The sequence below is a fragment of the Protaetiibacter larvae genome, from assembly GCF_008365275.1.
GTDB lineage: Bacteria > Actinomycetota > Actinomycetes > Actinomycetales > Microbacteriaceae > Homoserinibacter > Homoserinibacter larvae.
This window is the reverse complement of record NZ_CP043504.1, coordinates 1,101,719-1,121,825: the sequence shown is the minus strand read 5'-3', so window position 1 is coordinate 1,121,825 and position 20,107 is coordinate 1,101,719. Positions and strand designations below refer to the sequence as shown.

Here is a 20,107-nt window from a genome sequence, read left to right as displayed (position 1 = left end):
CCTCTCGTGGTGACCGATGCACCCGTCCTCGCCAGCCAGCTCGTTTCCACCCAGTGGCTCGCCGACCATCTCGGCGCGGACGGGCTCGTCATCGCCGACGCCTCCGTCGCGAGCTTCCTCCGACCCGACGGGCGGGTGGGCTACCTGAGCGGGCACGAGCAGTACCTGCTCGAGGGCCACATCCCGGGAGCCGTGTTCGCCGACCTCATCGAGGAGTTCTCCGACCCCGAGGGCAGCTACCCCTTCACGCGCCCGGACACCGCCCGCTTCGAGGCCGCCGCCGGTGCGCTCGGCGTCGACAACGACACGACGCTCGTGCTCTACGACACCGCGGTGGGCCAGTGGGCCTCGCGGGTGTGGTGGCTGTTCCGTGCGTTCGGCTACGACCGGGTGGCGGTGCTCGACGGCGGGCTCACCAAGTGGAAGGCCGAGGGCCGCGAGCTCGAGCTGGGCCACGTCGAGCCGACGCCGGCCGTGTTCACGGCCGTGGAGCGCCCCGAGCTGTGGGTCGAGAAGGCGGATGTCGAGGCCGTCGTGCGCGGCGAGCGCGAGGCCGCACTCGTGTGCGCGACGCCGCCGAAGGAGTACTCGGGTGAGTTCGTCACGCGCGCCCGTGGCGGCCACATCCCCGGGTCCAGCTCGGTGCCGGCCGGGTTCCTCGTCGACCGGGACAGCAACGCGGTGCTCGATCCCGAAGCGCTGCGCGAGAAGCTCGCCCCCGCGCTCGGCGCCCCGCAGATCATCACCTACTGCGGCGGCGGCATCGCCGCGACGGCTGCCGCGCTCGCACTGACGCTCGTCGGCGAGCGCTCGGTGGCGGTGTACGACGGCTCGCTCAACGAGTGGGCGGCCGATCCGGAAGCCCCCCTGATCACGGGGTAGGTGACGTGTCTCCGAGGGTGTCGTCCCGGAGGTAGGATCCGAGAAAGTCTCCGTGTGGCGACACCGGTGACAGAACCCTGCCGATGCCCGCCCACACCCCGTTCCGTCGGGTCGCGCTCGTTCTCGCGACCACCGCAGCCCTCTCGGCCGGTGTGCTCGTGCCCGCGACTGCCGCATCCGCGGCCAGCTCCGTCGCCACCTGGAACGACCTCGCGACCGCCGTCAACACCGCCACCACCGGAACCGTCGAGGTGACCCTCGGCGCCGACATCACCGCCCCCTACAACGGATCGTTGTTGATCGCGAGCGGGGTCGGGGTGGTCTTCGACCTCAACGGCCACACGCTCAGCATCCTGAACCCCGGCATGGCCCGTGCGGCGTTCGGGGTGAGATCGGGCGCGAGTCTCACCATCAACGACAGCAGCACTCCCTCGACCGGAGCGCTCGTCGCGGTCGGGATTAGCGGTCTCGCCCCCGGCATCGGCGGCTACAACGAGAGCGGAGGGAGCATCACGATCACGGGCGGCACCATCACCGCCACGGGTGGCGGACTCGCCGCCGGCATCGGCGGCATCGGCGTCGGCAGCCAGCACATCACGATCACTGGGGGGAACGTCACCGCGATCGGCGGAGAAGGCGGCGCCGGCATCGGAGGCGGATGGCACGGCAGCGGCAGCAACCTGAGGATCACCGGCGGAACCGTCACCGCGACCGGCGGAGAAGGCGGCGCGGGCATCGGAGGCGGAGGGGAAGGCGGCGGCGGCGTCACCTTCATCACCGGCGGAACCGTCACCGCAACGGGCGGGGCAGAAGGCGCCGGCATCGGCGGGGGATCGCACGGGAACGCCTGGTTCACCGCCATCGAAGGCGGAACCGTCATCGCCACCGGTGGGTCCGGCGGCGCCGGCATCGGCGGCGGCCTGCTCGGCGACGGCCGCGACACCAGCATCAGCGGCGGCACCGTCACCGCGAACGGCGGAAGCTTCGCCTCCGGAATCGGCGGCGGCAACGACGGCGACGGCGGCACCACCGAGATCATCGGCGGCACCGTGACCGCCACCGGAGGCGCCGGCGGCGGCGCCGGCATCGGCGGCGGCGAGGGGGGCGGCGCCGGCGTCACGATCCTCTCCGGCGGCGACATCACCGCCACGGGCCGCAGCGGCGGCGCCGGGATCGGAACCGGGTTCACGAGCGGCCTGCCCGGTCTCTCGGACGGCACCCTGGATATCCGCGCACAGAGTCCCGCACCCGGATCGACCTTCACGGGCGGTTCGAGTACCTCCGCCATCGTCGGCGGTCGCGGGTCGGTCGCGACGTTCAGCGTCGTCCCCACCGATCCTTTCGCGAAGCTCACCGCGGTGGACGCGGCCTCGGGAAGCGTGCACGTCGAGTTCGGATGGGGTGTGACGTTCGCGCTCAACGGCGGCGACGGAACCGCCCCCGCAGTGCAGGTGATCGACTTCGGTGGCGGTACCGCCACCCGCCCTGCCGATCCGACTCGCACCGGCGGAGAGTTCGTGGCGTGGACCACGGGCGGCACCCCCTACGACTTCACCACCCCGGTCACCGGCAACGTCGCGCTGACCGCGCAGTGGAACCTCGCCCCGACGCTCGCGGGTGCCGCGTCCGCCACGGCGACGGTCGGCGAGCCGTTCAGCTGGGCACCCACCACCGTGACCGGCACCCCGGATGCGGTCGTGTCGCTCACGGACGGCGAGCTGCCCGACGGGCTCACCCTCGACCCCGGCACCGGGGCCATCACCGGCACCCCCTCCGACGCGGCAGGCGACTACCCGGTCACCCTGGGCGCCCACAACGGGATCGGCGCCGACGCAAGCCTCGAGCTGACCATCAGCCTGGCCCCGGGCGAGCCGACCAGCCTCGCCCTGCGGGCCGCCACCGGCACCGTGAACCAGGGCGACACCGTCACCTTCACCGCCACCGGAACGGATGCCGCAGGCAACAGCTTCGTCATCCCGAGCGGCGATCTCACCCTCAGCAGCAGCGTCGCGAGCGACATCATCCGCGGCACCGCCGTGAGCTTCCCGCACGCCTCGCCGCACCTCATCACCGCCACCCACACGCCCTCCGGCGTGAGCGCCACCCTGCTCGTCGAGGTCACCCCGGCCGCACTCGCCCGCACGGGTGTCGACGCCGACACCATCTCGGTGCTCGCCGCGCTCGCCCTGCTGGTGCTGCTCGCGGGCGCGGGGCTCCTCACCGCACGCCGGCGGGCCTGAGGGGCGGATCTCGATACACCGCGGCTACGCCGCGGCACTCGATCGGCGAGGTGTTGCGGCCGCGCCGCGGCGTGCCCACCCGCTGGTTGAGTGCCCGCGCAGCGGGTGTATCGAAACCAGCCCCCGCATGCTGATCTCCATACACCGCCTTCGACGTCGCCCGCGCAGCGGGTGCGGGCGCCCCACCGCGACACTCAGGTGGTCGAGGAGCGCCCGCGCAGCGGACGCGTCTCGAGACCACCGCCCAGCAGCTCCCCCAGCACCCCCGCATCCGCCGTCGGCAGCCGGCACACGAACCCCTCGCAGAGGTACGCGGTCGGCGCCCCGTCGAGCGCGCTGCGCCCCGCGAACAGCTCGAAACCGGCCTCGGTGAAGGCCCGCGCCTGCGCCTCGCTGACGATCGCGACCGTGCGGGTCGGCGCCGCCCACCCCCGCGCACGCCGCACGAGGTCCCCGGCATCCGGTCCGACGACGACGAGCTGCTCCGGCTGGTTCGCGAGCCGCGCCGCCACCGCGAGCGTCGCGCCGTAGGCGATCGGCCGCTCCAGCGCCCCCGCGAGCAGCGGCGCGAGCGCCCGCTCGGCGCGCTCGCGGTGTGCCGCGTCGTCGGTGAGCGCCGCCAGTCGCGCTGCCGCGTCCGCATAGAGCGCCGCCCCGGACGGCGTCGCGCCCTCCGTCTGATCGGCGTCGACCGCGATGCCCCGGCGTGCGAGCACCGCATCCCCACCGCCCGGCACCGCGATCCGCGCATCATCCCCGCACGCCTCGACGAGCGCCTGGGCGAGCACCGCCGGCTCGGGATCCCCGGTCGCGAGCGCCAGCCGCAGCAGGCCGCACGCGAGGCCGCCGTAGTCCTCGAGGGTTGCCGCGGCATCCGACACCCGGTCGTCGCGGCTCGCCCGGCGCAGCCGCGGGCCGTCGGGGGTGCCGACCACATGGGTGGCGCGCACGGCATCCGCAGCAGCCCGGGCGGCCGTGACCCAGTCCGGCCGGGCGAAACGCAGCCCTGCCCCGGCCAGCGCGCCGATCGCGAGCCCGTTGAGCCCCGCCAGCACCTTGTCGTCGACGCGCGGAGGCGGTTGGACGGCACGGCCGGCGGCGTCCAACGCGTAGTAGCCGCCCTCACTGCCGACCCCGTCGATGAGGCTCTCGGAATCCTGCGCCGAGGCGAACGCCCCGCCGGGCAGGCGCAGCACCTCGAGCAGGAAGCCGGCCACCGCATCCGCCGTCGGCTCGTCGCCGAAAGCCGTGGCGAGGTCCAGCAGCTGCGCGTTGTCGGACAGCATCCGCTCGTAGTGCGGCTCGGACCAGTCGCGGCGCACCGCGTAGCGGAAGAAACCGCCCTCCACCGGGTCGCGCAGCGCCTGGGTCGCATCGTAGAGGCGACGACCGAGCGCAGCCGCGGACTCGTCGCCCCCGAGGGCGCGCTCGGCGAGGAACGCGATGACGGGGGCGTTCGGGAACTTGGCGTCCGCCCCGAAACCGCCGAACTGCGGATCCTCGAAGGTCGCGAGCTCGGCGACCGCGGCGGCGAGCGCGTGCTCCGCAGGCAACGCACCCGCACCCGGATCGGGCCGAGCCGCGAGCGCCTCCGCCACCGCGGCGCCCGTCGCCTCCACCTCGGCGCGGCGATCCGCCCACGCCTCGACGATCGCCTCCAGCACCTGCCGGAACGACGGCACCCCGCGCACCGGCTGCGGCGGGAAGTAGGTGCCCGCGTAGAACACCCGCCCCTCGGGGGTCGCGAACACCGTGAGCGGCCAGCCGAGCTGCGGCGTGAAGGCGCTCGCCGCCGCGAGGAAGGCGGCATCCACCTCGGGATGCTCCTCGCGGTCCACCTTGATCGACACGACCTGCGCGTTGAGGTACGCGGCGAGCTCCGGGTCGGAGAACGACTCGCGCGCCATCACGTGGCACCAGTGGCAGGTGGCGTAGCCGATCGAGACGAGCACGGGCACGTCGCGGCGGGCGGCCTCGGCGAAAGCCGCCTCGCCCCACGGCCACCAATCCACCGGATTCTCCGCGTGACCGACCAGGTAGGGGCTGATCGCGGACGCCAGGCGGTTCGCCATAGGCTTCAGCCTATGCCGACCACCACTCCCCCGGCCGTGACCTACATCGGCGGCCCGTCCACCCTGCTGGAGTATGCCGGGCTGCGCATCCTCATCGACCCGACCTTCGACGAGCCGAAGCGGTATGTGCAGGCGGGGCTCGAGAAGACCGCGGGACCGGGGTTGCCGGCGGCCGCCGTCGGGCCCGTCGACCTCGTGCTCGTCTCGCACCACGGCCACGCCGACAACTTCGACGACACCGGCAAGGAGGTGGCGCTGCGCGCGCCCGTCATGCTGTCCACCCCGCAGGCGGAGGCCGCGCTCGGCACGCCCGTCATCGGACTGCGCCCGTGGCAGACCCACCAGCTGGGGGAGGTCACGGTGACGGCGCTCCCCGGACGCCACGGACCGCGCCTGCTGCGCGCCGCCGTCGGACCGGTGACGAGCTTCCTGCTCACCGCCCCCGGTGAGCCCACCGTCTACGTCTCGGGCGACAACTCATCCCTGCCGCTCATCCGCCGTGCCGTGAAGCGGTTCGGGACCGTGGATGTGGCGTTCCTGTTCGCGGGGGCGGCCCGCGTGGCCCCGGTGCCGCTCGCGCTCACCCTCACCTCGGCGAAGGCGGCGCGCGCCGCCGAGCTGCTGGGGGCGCGGGCCGTCGTGGGCGTGCACGTGGAGGACTGGGCGCACTTCTCGGAGAGCCGCGCCGACCTCGAGAAGGCGTTCGCCGAGGCCGGCCTCGCCGAGCTGCTCGTGGCGACCCCGCGCGGCGAGCGCACCGTCATCCCCCTCTAGCTGTTCTTCCCCGTGAGGTTGTGAACGCGGGCTGCGGGGACGAGACCGCCGATTCCGGTGTGGGGTCGGTGGTGATTGTAGTGATGGAGCCAGTCGGCGTAGGTGGCTGAGCGGGTGGCCTCGGATGAGTATGCCTCGGCGTAGGCCCACTCGGTGGCGAGGGTGCGGTTGAAGCGTTCGACCTTGCCGTTGGTCTGCGGCCGGTAGGGGCGTGTCCAGCGGTGCTGGATGTTGCCGAGTGCGGCGGCGAAGGCGCGTGATCGGTAGCAGGAGCCGTTGTCGGTCATCACGGCGGTGACGGTGATGCCGTGCTCGGCGAAGAACGCTGCGGCTCGGAGCCAGAAGCCGGCCGCGGTCTCTTTGCGTTCGTCGGGGAGTTGCTCGGAGTAGGCGAGCCGGGAGTGGTCATCGACCGCGTGGTGCAGGAAGGTGTAGCCGCGCGAAGGGGACGCGCCGCGACGTGCGGCTCGATCCCGGGCCGAGCCGGCTCGTCGATCCTGGGTCGAACCGCGACCATGGATGCGCCAGCCGCCGCCATCCGGGATGCGACCGAGTTTCTTGATATCGACATGGACGAGCTCTCCCGGCGCGGCGACCTCGTAGCGGACCGGCTTCGGCGCGCGAACAGGCAGCCCGGTGGCCTGATCGACGTGGACAAGTCGCGGCATCCGATAGCGGGCGAGAACGCGTCCGACCGTCGAGCGGGGAACACCGAGGTGATAGCCGATGCGGTGCGGACCCCAACGGCGGGTGAAGCGCAACGCGACGATGCGTCGCTCGAGTCGCTGGGACGAGCGCGACGGGCTGCGGTGCGGTCGGGAGCTGCGATCGGTCAGCGGCAGCCCGGCGCGGTAGCGGCACGCCCAACGGGAAGCCGTCGCCGGGGAGCACTGGAACCGCTCAGCAGCCCGCCGCACCGGCCAGCCCTGATCGACGATGAGACGAGCAAGGCGCGCCCTGCCCTCCGGAGTAAACGGCGCGTTAGCGTGAGTCACGAAGACCTCCGTGGAAACGATCTGAGTGTGGTTACCCACATCGTTCCCGGAGGTCTTCGCTCACCTCAGCCGTTCACAACGTGTCGGGGAAGAACATCTAGCCCTCTCCCCGAAAGTACGTACTTATGGGCCGAAATCGGGGGCACAGAGCCCAGAAGTACGTACTTTCGGGGAGCTCAGAAGACGTCGGTGTCGGGGTTCGGGCCGCCACGCTGCCCGCGGTCGATCGCGTCGATCGCCGCCACCTCATCCGCCGTCAGCTCGAAACCGAAGACGTCGAAGTTCTCGGCGATGCGCTCACGCGCGTTCGACTTCGGGAACACGATGATGCCGTGCTGCAGGTGCCAGCGGATGACCGCCTGCGCGGGGCTCACCCCGTGCGCCTGCGCCGCCGCCGCGACGGCCGGCTCGCCGAACAGGTCGTAGCGGCCCTGGCCGAGCGGCCCCCACGACTCGGTGCGCACACCGATCGACTCCCCGAACTCCCGCAGCTCCACCTGCGCGAACGCGGGGTGCAGCTCGATCTGGTTGACCGCCGGCACCGTGTCCGACTCGGCGACGAGGCGCTCGAGGTGCCCGCGCTGGAAGTTCGAGACGCCGATCGAGCGCACCCGCCCCGAGTCGCGCAGCTGCTCGAACGCGTGCCAGGTCTCGACGTAGCGGTCGAGGTCGGGGCGCGGCCAGTGGATGAGATACAGGTCCACGTAGTCGAGGCCGAGCTTCTCGACGCTCGCGTCGAAGGCGTCGAACACCGACTGCGTTCCCTGGTCGGAGTTCCAGAGCTTCGTGGTCACGAACAGCTCCTCGCGCGGGATGCCGGACGACGCGATCGCGGCCCCCACGCCCTCCTCGTTCTGGTAGAGCGCCGCCGTGTCGATGTGCCGGTACCCGACCTCGAGCGCGTCCGTCACGATCCGCTCCGTCTGGATCGGATCGACCTTGTACACCCCGAAACCGAGCTGGGGGATGGTGTGGCCGTCGTTGAGCGTGATGAGGGGAACCGTCATGCATCCATCCTGTCATCGCCCCCGCGGCCCGCGCCGGGCGCCCGACACCCCAGCATGGTGCGGTTTCGGCTGGATGGCGCGGCTTCGCCGGTGCCATCCAGCCGAAACCGCACCACCTGCGGGCGCTCAGCGGAAGCGGCGCCCCTCGTCGCGACGGAACAGCACGAGGGCGAGCACGAGGAGCACGAGCGCCCAGGCGACCGCCCCCAGCAGCTCCCAGCCGGGCAGCTCGCCGCCCTGCACCGCCCACACCACGAGCTCCCGGGCCTGCCGCGAGGGCAGCGCACGCGACAGGGTGTCGAGCCAGTCGGGGAACAGCTGCGGCGGCAGGAACAGGCCACCCGCGAAGGCGAGCGTGAACATCACGACCTGCACGACCGCGATCGCCGCCTTCGCCGGCAGGGCGTAGCCGATCGAGATGCCCGCGAACACGAACGGCAGCGAGGTGAGCGCGAGCGCGACGAGTCCGCGCACGATGCTCCCGGCATCCGCCTCCGCCTCGGTGAGGAACGCCCCGAGCAGCACGACCGGGACGATCGCGAGCAGGCCGATGGTGCCCGTCGAGAACACCTGGCCGATGATGCGGGATGCCGCGGGCGCCGGCAGGGTGCGCAGGTACGGCTCCCACGGCGTCTCCCGGGCCTGCGCGATCGAGAGACCGTAGCCGAAGAGCGCGTTCGCCATCACGGCGAACACGCACAGCTGGATGACGGCCTGGGTCGCGAGCAGCGGCACCTCGGCGACCGCGCGCTGCGGCACCACGAAGAACAGGAACGACAGCGCGGGGAACGCGAACGCGCCGATGACGGCCATCGGCACCCGGAAGGTCTCGACGAGCAGGTAGCGGGTGTGCAGGGCGCCCAGGCGGATGGTGCCGATCATGCGGCGCTCTCCTTCACGATCGAGAGGAAGGCCTCCTCGAGGGTGGCGCTGCGCAGTTGCAGCCCCGTGAACGGCAGAGCGGATGCCACGAGCGCGCGCACGAAGGCGTCGGCGTCGTGCAGGGAGAGCTCGACGTGGTCGCCGTCGATGCGCGAACCGGCCACCTCCGGCAGCGCGGCCACCCGATCCGGGGCGGCGCTCGTGAGGCTCGCCCATCGGGTGCCGGCGTTCGCGATGATCGTCGCGAGTTCGCCGTCGGCGGCGATCCGACCGCCCGTGACGACCGCCACCCGCTCGGCGAGCGCCTCGATCTCCTCCAGGTAGTGGCTCGTGACGACGATCGCCGCGCCGGCTTCGCGCTGGCGGCGGATGGCCCCCCACAGCACGTGGCGTCCGTCGACGTCGAGGCCCGTGGTCGGTTCGTCGAGCAGCACGAGCTTCGGGCGGCCCACGAAGGCGAGGGCGACGCTCAGCCGCCGGCGCTGCCCGCCCGAGAGCGAACCGGTCTGGCGGCGCAGCAGCTCCTCGAGCCCGAACTCGGCGGCGAGCTCAGCGGTCGGCACCCGGTCCGGGAAGTGCCCGCCCACGAAGTCGATCACCTCGCCCACCTTGAGGGGAGCCGGCAGCGCCGTCTCCTGCGGGGTCGTGCCGAGTCCGACGCGGGCGGCGGCGTCGCGCGGGTCGCGCCCGAAGAGGCGCACCGTGCCCGAGGTGGGGCGGATGAGGCCGGCCACGAGCGACAGCAGCGTGGTCTTGCCGGCGCCGTTCGGCCCGAGCAGCCCCAGGATGCGGCCCTCGTCGACCGCGAGGCTCACCTCGTCGAGTGCGACCAGGTTCCCGTAGCGCCGCGTCACGGCATCCAGTTCGGCGAGCGCGGTCATGAGGCACCCGCGATCAGGCCGCGGAGGGTCGCGGTGTAGTCCTCGAACGCTCGGCGTCCGCGCGGGGTGAGGGCGAGGTAGGTGACGGGGGTGCGTCCCTGGTGGGTCTTCTCGATGGTCACGTACTCGGCCTCCTCGAGGCGCTGCAGGTGGGTGGACAGGTTGCCGGCGGTCATCTCGAGCAGTTGCTGCAGCCGGGGGAAGGCGATCTGCTCGTCCGCGTCGAGCGTCGCGAGCTTCGCCGTGATCCGCAGCCGGGCGGCCGCGTGGATGACGGGGTCGAGACTCTCGCTCACAGTCGCCTCACCCGGATCACGGCGAGCACCCCGCCCACGGTGAGGGCGCCCCCGGCGATGAGCGCCATGGCGAGCAGGTTGCCGGGCGCGCCGAACCACGGGGTGGCGGCGGCCGCGAGCGCCATGACGATCGCGATCACGAGCTGGTCGATCGAGTGCCACAGCATGGCGCCCGCGAGGTAGAGGGCGGCGACCACGAGGGCGTAGGCCGAGGGGAAGTAGAGGATCGCGACGTCCGAGCCTTCCGCCGAGCGCGCGAGGGCGACGCCGATGGACGCGGCCGTGAATCCGAGGATCGACCACGAGATCCCGTACACGGTGCCGACGAAGCTGCGACCGCCGCGGATGCCGCGATTGGCGCGGATGCCGACGACCGCGGAGCCGACGGCGGCGAGCACGATGAGGGCGGTGAAGACGGGCACCGCGATGGCGCTCGGGACCACGACCGGCGAGCCGGAGTCGTCCCAGCTCGCCCACAGCAGCAGGTAGCCGACGAGCCAGGCGACGCCCCACACGAAGTAGTAGAAGGGCACCTGGGACACCGTGGCGCGCTGCATGCCGCGGGTCTCGTCGTCGATGAGGGCGAGCGCCGCCTCGGGATCGAGGGTGTCGTCGGCGGGATGCGGGGTGGTCGTCATGGGTAGTTTGTATCACAAAGTAGTTTGCGCATCAATCGCGCGCGCCTCGCATGCGCCCCGGCCGCTGTACCCTGAAAGGCTCATGTCCGAGGTCGCCGCCCCCGCCTACCGCATCGTCTACCCGCCCGAGCTGCCCGTCAGCCAGGCGCACGACGAGCTCGCGCGCGCCATCCGCGAGCACCAGGTGGTGATCGTGGCAGGTGCCACCGGCTCCGGCAAGACCACCCAGCTGCCCAAGATCTGCCTCGAACTCGGGCGGGAGCGCATCGGGCACACTCAGCCCCGCCGGATCGCGGCCCGCTCGATCGCCGAGCGCATCGCATCCGAGCTGGGCGTCGAATTGGGCGGGGTGGTCGGCTACCAGGTGCGCTTCGACGACCGCACGCGCGTCGACACCGCCATCAAGCTCATGACCGACGGCGTGCTGCTGGCCGAGCTCTCCCGCGACCGCGAGCTGCGCGCCTACGACACGATCATCATCGACGAGGCGCACGAGCGCTCCCTCACGATCGACTTCCTGCTCGGCTACCTGCGGCAACTGCTGCCGCGGCGCCCCGAGCTCAAGGTGATCGTCACCTCCGCGACGATCGACCCGGAGAGCTTCGCCCGGCACTTCGCGGCGGCGGATGGCACCCCCGCGCCGATCGTCGAGGTCTCCGGGCGCACCTACCCCGTCGAGATCCGGTACCGACCGCTGGTCTCCGCAACTCAGGAGAACGACGGCGACGAGGACGTGGATGCGCCGGATGCGGCCCGATCTCCTGAGACACGGAAGGCGACGCGGGAGGTCGCGCGCGAGGCGGAGGGGCGCGACGTCACTGAGGGCATCGTCGACGCCCTCGTCGAACTCGGGCGCGAGGAGCCGGGCGACGTGCTGGTGTTCCTCTCGGGCGAGTCCGAGATCCGGGATGCCGCGGACGTCGTGCGCGGACGCTTCGGCACCGACACCGAGGTCGTCCCCCTGTACGGGCGGCTCTCGGCGGCCGAGCAGCACCGGGTGTTCGACACGAAGCGCTCCCTGGGCATCCGGCGCCGCGTCGTGCTCGCCACCAATGTCGCCGAGACGAGCCTCACGGTGCCCGGCATCCGCTACGTGGTCGACGCCGGCACGGCGCGCATCAGCCGCTACTCGCCGCGCGCCAAAGTGCAGCGGCTGCCGATCGAGGCGATCAGCCAAGCATCCGCGAACCAGCGCTCGGGCCGCGCCGGACGCACGAGCGACGGCATCGCGATCCGCCTGTACTCGGAGGACGACTTCGCGCGCCGCCCCGAGTTCACCGACCCCGAGATCCTGCGCACGGGCCTCGCCGCGGTGATCCTGCAGATGCTCGAGTTGCGGCTCGGCGACATCCGCGCCTTCCCCTTCCTCACCCCGCCCGACTCGCGCGGGATCGCCGACGGCCTCGAACTGCTGCGCGAACTCGGCGCCGTCGGCTCGCCGAACCCCCGCGAAAGTACGCACTTTCGCGCGGAATCAGGCGAAAATCCGGGAAAAGCACGTACTTTCGCGGAGGGGGAGGCGATCACCCGGGTGGGGCGCGACCTCGCGCGACTGCCCGTCGACCCGCGCTTCGGACGGATGCTCGTGGAGGCGAAGAAGCGCGGCGTGGTGCGCGAGGTGGCCGCCATCGTGGCGGGGCTGTCGATCCAGGACCCGCGCGAGCGCCCGCTGGAGAGACGCCCGCAGGCGGATGCCGCCCACGCGCGGTTCCGCGACCCGGGCAGCGACTTCGTGAGCTTGCTGAACCTTTGGAACCACCTCGAGGAGCGCCAGAAGGAGCTCTCGGGCAATGCCTTCCGACGTATGTGCAAGACGGAATACTTGAACTACCTGCGGGTGCGGGAATGGCAGGACCTGTACCGGCAGCTCGTGCGGGCCGGGAAGTCGATCGGGATCACCCCGGGCGCGAAGAGCACGGACGCGGATGCCATCCACCAGTCCGTCCTCGCAGGCCTGTTGAGCCGACTCGGCCTGCGGGACGCCGAGAAGAAGGACTACCTCGGGTCACGGGGGCAGCGTTTCGTGATCTTCCCGGGATCCGGGCTCGCCAAGAAGCAGCCGAACGCGGTGATGGCCGCCGAGCTCGTCGAGACCAGCCGACTGTTCGCCCGCACCGTGGCGGCCATCGACCCCGCCTGGGCGGAGGAGATCGCGGGCGCACTCGCCAAGCGCAGCCACACCGAACCCCACTGGTCGAGCGCGCAGGGCGCCGCGCTCGTCTGGGAGAAGGTGACCCTGTACGGCGTGCCGATCGTGCCCCGGCGCCGCGCACAGCTGGCCCGCATCGACCCCGAGCAGGCCCGCGAGCTGTTCATCCGGCACGCCCTCGTGGAGGGCGAGTGGCCGAAGGATCTCGAGCGCTCCGCGCTGCTGGGCTTCGACCGCGCCAACGAGAAGCTGCGCCGCCAGCTCGCCGAGGTGGAGGAGCGCACCCGCCGTCGCGACATCCTCACCGGCGATGAGGCCGTGTTCGAGTTCTACGACCGGCGGATCCCGGCCGAGGTCACCGACACCCGGCGCTTCGCGAGCTGGTGGAAGAAGACGAAGGCCGTCGAGCCCGAGCTGCTCACCATGCACCGCGAGGATCTGCTCGAGGACGGCGCGGGCGACGCCGACGGCTTCCCCGACGAATGGCTGCACGGCGACACCCGTTTCGCGCTGCGCTACCGCTTCGAGCCGGGGGCCGACGACGACGGCGTGACCGTGGTGATCCCTGTCGCGGTGCTGCCGCGGGTGTCCGAGCGCGGCTTCGACTGGCTCGTGCCGGGATTGCGTGAGGACCTCGTGACGGCGCTCATCAAGGCGCTGCCGAAGGCGATCCGGCGGCACGTGGTGCCCGCGGGCGACTGGGCGAGGCGACTGCTCGCCGAACTGCCGGTGCGCTCGGATGCGCCGGTCGGTGAGGCGCTCGCCGACGCGATCCGCGCCGCCGCCCATATTCCGGTGTCGGCATCCGACATCGAGTGGGAGCGCGTGCCCGCGCACCTGCGGATGCGGTTCGCGGTCGTCGACACCCAGGGCAGGCAGCTCGCCGCCGGCCGCGACCTCGCCACCCTGCAGTCACGGCTCGCCGAGCGCGCCCGCACCGATGTGGCGGTCGTCACGGCGGCCGCGACCCCGGGGCGCGAGCTCGAACGCGCCGGCATCACGGGCTGGGACCTCGATTCCCTGCCCGAGCGGATCGAAGCCCGTCAGGGGGGCTCGACGGTCGTCGGCTACCCGGCCCTCGTCGACGAGGGTGCGGGAGTCGCCCTCCGCGTCTACGCGACGCGCGCCGAGGCCGACCGCGCCCACCCGCGCGGCGTGCGGCGACTCGTGGCGCTCACCCTGCCGAGCCCGCTCGGCTACGTGCAGGAGCAGCTCACCACCGCCGAGAAGCTCGTGCTCGCGACCGCCCCCTACCCCTCGACGAAGGCGCTGCTCGACGACGTGCTGCTCGCCGTGGTCGACGAGCTCGCGGGCGACGCCGCCCCGCGCGACCCGGCCGGCTTCGACGCCCTGCGCGAGAAGGTGTCGGCCGGCCTCATGGACGGCCTCTTCCGTGCGGCCGGCCTCACCGTGCGAGTGCTCACCGCCGCCAAGGAGGTCGACCGCGCCGTCTCCGCATCCTCGAGCCTCGCCTTCATGGCGCCGCTCGCCGACGCGCGCGCCCAGCTCGCCGGCCTCGTGCATCCCGGTTTCGTGCGCATCACCGGTCTCGCCGCGCTCGCCCGCGTTCCGCTCTACGCCGCCGGCATCCGGCATCGCGTCGAGAAGCTCGCCGACAACCCCGGCCGCGACCGCGCCTGGCAGAACCAGGTGGAGGAGGCCGTGGCGCTGTACCGGGCGGCCGGGGGCGAGCTGCCGCTCACCGCCTCGACGCCCGCCCGGCTCGTGCCGGTGCGCTGGATGCTCGAGGAGCTGCGGCTGTCGCTCTTCGCCCAGCAGCTGGGGGCCGCGGGCCCGGTGTCGGTGCAGCGGATCCGCAAGGCGCTCGAGGCTTAGAGCGGCTGCTCGCCTGTCACCACCGGACGAGCCGGGTGATTCGCCCACTGGCTCCACGAGCCGGGGTACAAGGCCGCGTCGAACCCGGCGAGCGCAAGGGCGAGGATGTTGTGCGAGGCAGTCACCCCGGAACCGCAGTAGCTCGCGACCGCGGTGGCTTCGGTGATGCCGAGCGTTGCGAATCTCTCGCGCAGCCCCTCGGGTGGGAGGAAGCGTCCCTCGGCGTCCACGTTCTCGGCCGCCGGTGCGCTGAGCGCGCCCGGGATGTGGCCCGCCCGCGGGTCGACGGGCTCGGCGTCTCCCCGGTAGCGCTCCCCCGCGCGGGCATCGAGCAGCACCCCCGCCTGCGGGAACGCAGCCGCCTCGTCGATCGTGAGCACGGGGAGCCCCCCGTAGACGACCTCGAGATCGCCCGGATCGGGCATGACATCACCCACCTCCAGTGCAAACCCCGCCGATAGCCACGCACGCAGCGAGCCGTCCAGCAGTCGCACCTCCCCGACGCCGGCGTATCGCAGCAACCACCAGGCGCGCGCCGCGGAGAGGCCGTTGAGGTCGTCGTAAACGACGACGCGATCCCCGCTTCGAATCCCCCAGGAGCGTGCCGACTGCTCGAACTGCTCCGCCGACGGCAGCGGATGACGCCCGTCCTCGGGGGCACCGTGCCGTGCGAGCTGCGTGTCGAGGTCGACGTAGACGGCGCTCGGGATGTGCCCCGCGCGGTACTCGGCGCGCCCGTCCGGCCGGTCGAGGCGCCAGCGCACATCGAGGATCCGCGGCGGGGCGGGACTCGCCAGCTCGGCGCGGAGTTCGTGGGCGGTCACGAGAGAGGTCATGGTGCTCCCGGGTAGGTCGGTGAGACGACGCTACCGCCGGCGCATCAGACCTCGGCGAGCGCGAGCGGACGGATGCCGGCCTCGTCCAATCGACGCACGGTCTCCGCGTAGACGTCGGCAGGCAGCGGACCGCGCGCGGCGGCGTGGGCGTTGGCCGCGATATGGGAGCTGTCGGCACTGCCCACGATCACGGTGGTCACCCCGGGATGCGTGATCGCGAATCTCAGCAGGAACCCGGCCGTGGTGTCGTCGCCCCGCAGTTCCTCAACACGGATGTCGTCCCAGTCCTCGACGCGCCGCGCAGGTGCGCCCTGAGCGACTCCCCCACGCACGATCACTCCCTTGCCCGACTCGGCAGCCCGCGTGATCCGCGCCTCCAGCCGACGTTCCGCGGCCGAGTACGGCAGCTGGATGGTCTGGAACTCCGCGACACCTAGGTGGTCGTCGAGGTTCGGCGGGCTCGACGAGATGCCGATGAACCGGACGTCTCCGCGGTCGCGGAGCTCCAGGAGCGTGCCGATGGCGTCCTCCTGGCGGATGGTCTCCAGCGAGGGGCTGATGTGCAATTGCACGAGATCCAGGTGGTCGGTGCGCAGCCGCCGCAGGCTCTGCGCGAGGCCGGCCCGCAGGTTCGCGGGCGAGTAGTCATGGGCCAGGCTGCGGCCGGGGTCGGCCTCCGGCTGGTGTTCGAGGGGGCACCCGACCTTCGACGCGAGCACGTACTCGTCACGGCGATGCGCGAGGTAGCGCCCGATGAGCTCCTCGCTCGTACCGTAGTCGACGGCGGTGTCGATGAAGGTGATGCCCGAGTCGAGCACACTCGAGAGCGCCGCCTCAGCCTCTCGATCGGTGATCGGCCGTGGCTTGCGATGCGGAAGCCCGCGCAGCTCCATCGCGCCGTAGCCGAGGACCGTGACCTCCGGTCCGCCCGTACCCAGCCGCCGCGTCGGAATCCCGCTCATCTGTTCCTCACTTCTGTGTCGTCGTTCATGAATGTCGTCGGTCATCAGTTCCGCTGCGTCGGACGCGCGTAGTCCGTCGCAGCAAGCCACTCGGCACGCAGCTGCGAGTACTCGCCCGCTTCGCTCTCGAGCGCCTCGGGGGTGTCGTCGTCGACGATCCGCCCGCCACGCAGCACTACCACGCGATCCGCGATCTCGATCGTCGAGAGGCGGTGCGCGATAATGATCGCCGTCCGCCCCGTGAGCAGCGACTTCAGCGCCTCGTGCACGATCGCCTCGCTCGGGATGTCGAGAGAGCTCGTGGCCTCGTCGAGGATGAGCACCCGCGGGTCGGCGATGTGGGCGCGCGCGAAGGAGATCAGCTGGCGCTGGCCTGCGGAGAGGCGTCCTCCTCTCTTGTTCACCTCGGTGTCGTAGCCCTCGGGGAGCGCCTCGATGAACTCGTGCGCCCCGATGGCTCGAGCGGTCGCGACGATCTCCTCGCGTGAGGCGTCCGGGCGTCCGAGGGCGATGTTGTCGGCGACGGTGCCGCTGAACAGGTATGCCTCTTGGGTCACCACCACGACGCTGCGCCGAAGGTCGCCGAGATCGATCTCGCGCACGTCTGTCCCATCGATGACCACAGCACCGGAGTCCACGTCGTAGAAGCGGGCGACCAGCTTCGCGATCGTCGACTTGCCCGCCCCGGTCGCCCCGATGAGCGCGACCGTCTGGCCCGGCGGGATGTCGAGATCGAAGGCCGACAGCTGGGGTGCGCCCCCGCCGTATCCGAACGTCACTCGCCGCAGCGACACGGCGCCGCGCGCCCTCGTGAGTCGCACCGGATGGGCGTGGTTCGCGATGCCAGGGCGCTCCTCCAACAGACCCGAGATCTTCTCGAGCGACGCGATCGCAGCCTGCAACGAGTTGTAGAAGCGGGCCATCTGTTCGAGCGGGGTGAAGAAGCGTTTCGTGTAGAGGATGGCCGCGATGAGGGTGCCCACGGCCAATCCTCCGGAGATCACCCGGAACCCGTCGATGCCGAGCACGACGGCCGTCGTGAGGTTGCCGATCAGCACGAGCCCCGGGTCGTAGATGCCGTTGAGGCCGAGCGAGCGAGCGTCGGCACGTCGATACTCCTCCGAGAGGTCGGTGTGCTGCCGGGTGAAGTCGCGCTCGCGCCGGAAGGCCTGCACGGCGCGGATGCCGGTCATGGTCTCGACGAACTGCACGATCAGGTTGGCGGATGCCACCCGGGTCGCCCGATACTGACGCCGCGAAGCGCGGTGGAACCACCGCGTGAGCAGGATTGCGGGAACGGCCGCGACCAGCAGGATCGCGCCGCTCCAGGGGTCGAGCGCGGTGAGCAGGATCGCGATGAACGCCATGTACACGAAGCTCGAGAGCACCTGGGTCACTCCCCCGTCGAGCAGTTCGCGGATCGCGTCTAGGTCGCTCGTCTGGCGTGCGATCGCCCTTCCGGAGGTGTAGCGCTCGTGGAACTCGAGGCTCAAGCGCTGGACGTGCAGGAAGACCCGGCGCCGCAGATCCAGCAGCGCATACTGGCTGACCCACGCGGTGAGACGCACGGAATACCATCCGAGCAGTCCGCCCGCCACTCCCACGGTGAGGTAGGCGGCGCCATGCAGCAGCACTGCGACCGGATCCCCCGACTGGAGAGCCGGAAGCGCGTCGTTGATCGCGGAGGCGACGATGACCGGGCCGAGGGCACGAGCACCCTGGGCGAGCACCACCAGCACCGCCAGCAGCGCGACGCGCCAGCGCACGGGGCGGAGCAGATCGCCCAGCAGCCGCAGCGAGCGGCGGCGCACCACCCGGTTTCCCACGCGGTCGAGGTCGATCAGGTGCTCGTCGGCGACGCCGAAGCTCATCGGGCGGTCTCCAGCTCGGGATCGTGGGTCGTGATGATGCTGCGGTAGAGGGGGTTGGTGGCGAGCAGGGCGCGGTGCTCGCCGACCGCGGCGATTCTCCCGTCGTGCACGACCGCGACCCGGTCGCCGAGGGCGACCGTCGACGGCCGATGCGCGACGACCAGAGTCGTCGTTCCCGCGAGGTACTCCCGCAGCCTTTCGGTGACCCGCGCCTCGGTGCGCACATCCAGGGCGGAGAGCGGGTCGTCGAGCACGAGCACGCGCGGACGGCCGAGGATGGCGCGAGCGAGCGAGAGACGCTGCCGCTGCCCGCCCGACAGACTCAGACCTTCCTCGCCGATCACGGTGTCGAGGCCGTCGGGCAGACCGTCGACGAAGTCGGCGTGCGCCACCTCGAGCGCCTCGCGGATCGCCGCCTCGTGGGCGTCAGGTCGGCCGAGCGCGACGTTCTCGCGCACGCTCGCCGAGAACAGCACGGGTTCCTCGAAGGCGACGCCCACAAGGCCTCGCAACTGTTGGCGCGTCAGCCGCCGCACGTCGACCCCGTCGATCTCGACGGCACCCGCGGAGACGTCGTACAAACGCGGGATCAGTTGGGCGATCGTCGACTTTCCGCTTCCGGTGAGGCCCACCAGGGCGAGCGTCTCACCGGGTTCGAGTACCAATTCGACGCCGTCGAGCACCGGCGACCCGGTGGGGTGATAGGCGAACACGACATTGCGCAGCTCCACGCGCCCGGATCCCTCCGGGACGGCGATCGGGTCGTCAGGGTCCGTGAGCTCATTCTCGATGTCGAGCACCTCGAGGTAGCGGTCGATGGCGGTCTTGGCTTGCACCGACATCATGAACTGCTCGCTGAGACGCTCAAGCGGCCCGCTCACGATGGCGGCCGTCGCGAAGAACGCCAGAAGGCCACCCGTGGTCAGGTTCCCGGCCGCGAACTGGAAGGCGCCGACGACGAGGCTCGCGGCGAGCGCCACCTCGGGCAACGATGTCATCACGAGCGTCACGAGCGCGCGTTCACGCGCCTTCCCGAGCTCGGTGTCCCGCAGGTCCTCCGCCTGTTCGCTGAAATCGGCGAGTGCCTCGAGCTCGCGTCCGAAGGCCTTGAGGACGCGGATGCCGTGGACCGACTCCTCAATGAGCGCGCTCAGGTCGCCGCTCTGATCCTGGCTGCGACGCGACAGGCCGCGCAGACGAGCACGGGAGCGCACGCTCACAACGAAGGCCGGAATGGTGAACACCGCAAAGATGACGGCGAGCGGCCAGCTGACCGACACCATGAGCGCGATGCCGACCGCGATGGTGAGAGTGTTGACCATGAGCATGATGGCGCCGAAACTCAACCAGCGCCGAAAGACCCGGATGTCGCCGATCGAACGGGCCAGCAGCTGGCCGCCCGGCCAGTGGTCGTGGAACGCGGGAGGGAGATCGAGCAGGTGCTCGTACAGTCGCACGCGCAGGGTACTCTCGAGACGGGTGCTGGGCGTGAGCACGAACCGCCGCCTGGCGGTGATGAGCGCCGCCTCGAGCACACCCAACCCCGCGACGACTCCGACGCCCCACCAGAGCGCGCTGCCGTCGGGGGATCCGAGTGAACCGTTCACGATCCGCTGAAGCACTTGCGGGATCGCGAGGCCCACGAGGGAGGCGAGACCGGCCATCGTCAAGCCGAGGATCCAGAACGGCAGGATCGGGCGCGCGTACGGGAACAGGCGGCGCACCGATCCGAGGAGGCCACCCCCCGGGTTGTCCGTCATGAACGGCCCTCCTTCCAACATTCCGA

Annotated in this window: 15 protein-coding genes; 4 read left to right on the top strand and 11 right to left on the bottom strand. The window is 71.6% G+C overall.

Annotation, left to right across the window (positions count from 1 at the left end):
• The first annotated feature begins 9 nt into the window (after window positions 1-9).
• Complete coding sequence (locus tag FLP23_RS05260; protein ID WP_168200378.1) at window positions 10-882, top strand: sulfurtransferase; 873 nt, start codon at window positions 10-12, stop codon at window positions 880-882.
• An 83-nt stretch (window positions 883-965) separates the two neighbouring features.
• Window positions 966-3,122 (top strand): putative Ig domain-containing protein, encoded by a 2,157-nt coding sequence (locus tag FLP23_RS12560; protein ID WP_149324890.1) that lies wholly within the window; start codon window positions 966-968, stop codon window positions 3,120-3,122.
• 194 nt (window positions 3,123-3,316) lie between these two features.
• Here FLP23_RS12560 and FLP23_RS05250 read toward each other — a convergent pair whose 3' ends face one another.
• Entirely contained in the window at window positions 3,317-5,194 is a 1,878-nt protein-coding gene (locus FLP23_RS05250; protein ID WP_149324889.1) for a thioredoxin domain-containing protein, read from the bottom strand.
• Between the two features lie 12 nt (window positions 5,195-5,206).
• Between FLP23_RS05250 and FLP23_RS05245 the strand changes: the two genes are divergently transcribed.
• Window positions 5,207-5,968, top strand: a complete 762-nt coding sequence (locus tag FLP23_RS05245; protein WP_149324888.1) for an MBL fold metallo-hydrolase — start codon at window positions 5,207-5,209, stop codon at window positions 5,966-5,968.
• Here the strand turns inward: FLP23_RS05245 and FLP23_RS05240 are convergent.
• The 6 genes from FLP23_RS05240 to FLP23_RS05215 form a co-directional block, all read right to left on the bottom strand.
• Window positions 5,965-6,963, bottom strand: coding sequence for an IS481 family transposase (locus tag FLP23_RS05240; RefSeq protein ID WP_149324118.1), 999 nt, complete (start codon window positions 6,961-6,963; stop codon window positions 5,965-5,967). The two genes, FLP23_RS05245 and FLP23_RS05240, sit on opposite strands and share 4 nt — an antisense overlap.
• A gap of 176 nt (window positions 6,964-7,139) precedes the next feature.
• The gene (locus FLP23_RS05235; RefSeq protein WP_149324887.1) at window positions 7,140-7,970 is read right to left on the bottom strand and encodes an aldo/keto reductase; all 831 of its coding nucleotides are present in this window, start codon (window positions 7,968-7,970) and stop codon (window positions 7,140-7,142) included.
• A gap of 126 nt (window positions 7,971-8,096) precedes the next feature.
• Window positions 8,097-8,852 (bottom strand): ABC transporter permease, encoded by a 756-nt coding sequence (locus tag FLP23_RS05230; RefSeq protein WP_149324886.1) that lies wholly within the window; start codon window positions 8,850-8,852, stop codon window positions 8,097-8,099.
• Entirely contained in the window at window positions 8,849-9,733 is an 885-nt protein-coding gene (locus tag FLP23_RS05225) for an ABC transporter ATP-binding protein (RefSeq protein WP_149324885.1), read from the bottom strand. The genes FLP23_RS05230 and FLP23_RS05225 overlap by 4 nt, the downstream gene beginning before the upstream one ends.
• The gene (locus FLP23_RS05220) at window positions 9,730-10,029 is read right to left on the bottom strand and encodes a transcriptional regulator (protein ID WP_149324884.1); all 300 of its coding nucleotides are present in this window, start codon (window positions 10,027-10,029) and stop codon (window positions 9,730-9,732) included. Before FLP23_RS05220 ends, FLP23_RS05225 begins: the two co-directional genes overlap by 4 nt.
• Window positions 10,026-10,667: a hypothetical protein gene (locus tag FLP23_RS05215; RefSeq protein WP_149324883.1), complete on the bottom strand. Its 642-nt coding sequence runs from the start codon at window positions 10,665-10,667 to the stop codon at window positions 10,026-10,028. Before FLP23_RS05215 ends, FLP23_RS05220 begins: the two co-directional genes overlap by 4 nt.
• Window positions 10,668-10,749: 82 nt before the next feature.
• Here FLP23_RS05215 and hrpA point away from each other — a divergent pair, with 82 nt between their 5' ends.
• Window positions 10,750-14,652 (top strand): ATP-dependent RNA helicase HrpA, encoded by a 3,903-nt coding sequence (gene hrpA, locus FLP23_RS05210; RefSeq protein WP_149324882.1) that lies wholly within the window; start codon window positions 10,750-10,752, stop codon window positions 14,650-14,652.
• Here hrpA and FLP23_RS05205 read toward each other — a convergent pair.
• Genes FLP23_RS05205 through FLP23_RS05190 form a run of 4 tightly spaced genes read right to left on the bottom strand, consistent with a single transcriptional unit; the run spans window position 14,649 to window position 20,081 of the window.
• The gene (locus FLP23_RS05205; RefSeq protein ID WP_149324881.1) at window positions 14,649-15,488 is read right to left on the bottom strand and encodes a sulfurtransferase; all 840 of its coding nucleotides are present in this window, start codon (window positions 15,486-15,488) and stop codon (window positions 14,649-14,651) included. The two genes, hrpA and FLP23_RS05205, sit on opposite strands and share 4 nt — an antisense overlap.
• Before the next feature lie 44 nt (window positions 15,489-15,532).
• Window positions 15,533-16,450, bottom strand: coding sequence for an aldo/keto reductase (locus tag FLP23_RS05200; protein WP_149324880.1), 918 nt, complete (start codon window positions 16,448-16,450; stop codon window positions 15,533-15,535).
• Between the two features lie 44 nt (window positions 16,451-16,494).
• On the bottom strand, window positions 16,495-18,321 hold the full coding sequence (locus FLP23_RS05195; RefSeq protein WP_149324879.1) for an ABC transporter ATP-binding protein: 1,827 nt from the start codon (window positions 18,319-18,321) through the stop codon (window positions 16,495-16,497).
• Window positions 18,318-20,081, bottom strand: coding sequence for an ABC transporter ATP-binding protein (locus tag FLP23_RS05190; RefSeq protein ID WP_149324878.1), 1,764 nt, complete (start codon window positions 20,079-20,081; stop codon window positions 18,318-18,320). The genes FLP23_RS05195 and FLP23_RS05190 overlap by 4 nt, the downstream gene beginning before the upstream one ends.
• Between the last annotated feature and the right edge of the window lie 26 nt (window positions 20,082-20,107).

Bases quoted from the DNA above. Each gene is read 5' to 3' on its own strand.
- hrpA (WP_149324882.1), top strand. From the start codon at position 10,750: ATGTCCGAGGTCGCCGCCCCCGCCTACCGCATCGTCTACCCGCCCGAG.
- FLP23_RS05195 (WP_149324879.1), bottom strand. From the start codon at position 18,321: ATGAGCTTCGGCGTCGCCGACGAGCACCTGATCGACCTCGACCGCGTG.
- FLP23_RS05235 (WP_149324887.1), bottom strand. From the start codon at position 7,970: ATGACGGTTCCCCTCATCACGCTCAACGACGGCCACACCATCCCCCAG.
- FLP23_RS05250 (WP_149324889.1), bottom strand. From the start codon at position 5,194: ATGGCGAACCGCCTGGCGTCCGCGATCAGCCCCTACCTGGTCGGTCAC.
- FLP23_RS05200 (WP_149324880.1), bottom strand. From the start codon at position 16,450: ATGAGCGGGATTCCGACGCGGCGGCTGGGTACGGGCGGACCGGAGGTC.
- FLP23_RS05190 (WP_149324878.1), bottom strand. From the start codon at position 20,081: ATGACGGACAACCCGGGGGGTGGCCTCCTCGGATCGGTGCGCCGCCTG.
- FLP23_RS05230 (WP_149324886.1), bottom strand. From the start codon at position 8,852: ATGATCGGCACCATCCGCCTGGGCGCCCTGCACACCCGCTACCTGCTC.
- FLP23_RS05225 (WP_149324885.1), bottom strand. From the start codon at position 9,733: ATGACCGCGCTCGCCGAACTGGATGCCGTGACGCGGCGCTACGGGAAC.
- FLP23_RS05245 (WP_149324888.1), top strand. From the start codon at position 5,207: ATGCCGACCACCACTCCCCCGGCCGTGACCTACATCGGCGGCCCGTCC.
- FLP23_RS12560 (WP_149324890.1), top strand. From the start codon at position 966: ATGCCCGCCCACACCCCGTTCCGTCGGGTCGCGCTCGTTCTCGCGACC.
- FLP23_RS05205 (WP_149324881.1), bottom strand. From the start codon at position 15,488: ATGACCTCTCTCGTGACCGCCCACGAACTCCGCGCCGAGCTGGCGAGT.
- FLP23_RS05215 (WP_149324883.1), bottom strand. From the start codon at position 10,667: ATGACGACCACCCCGCATCCCGCCGACGACACCCTCGATCCCGAGGCG.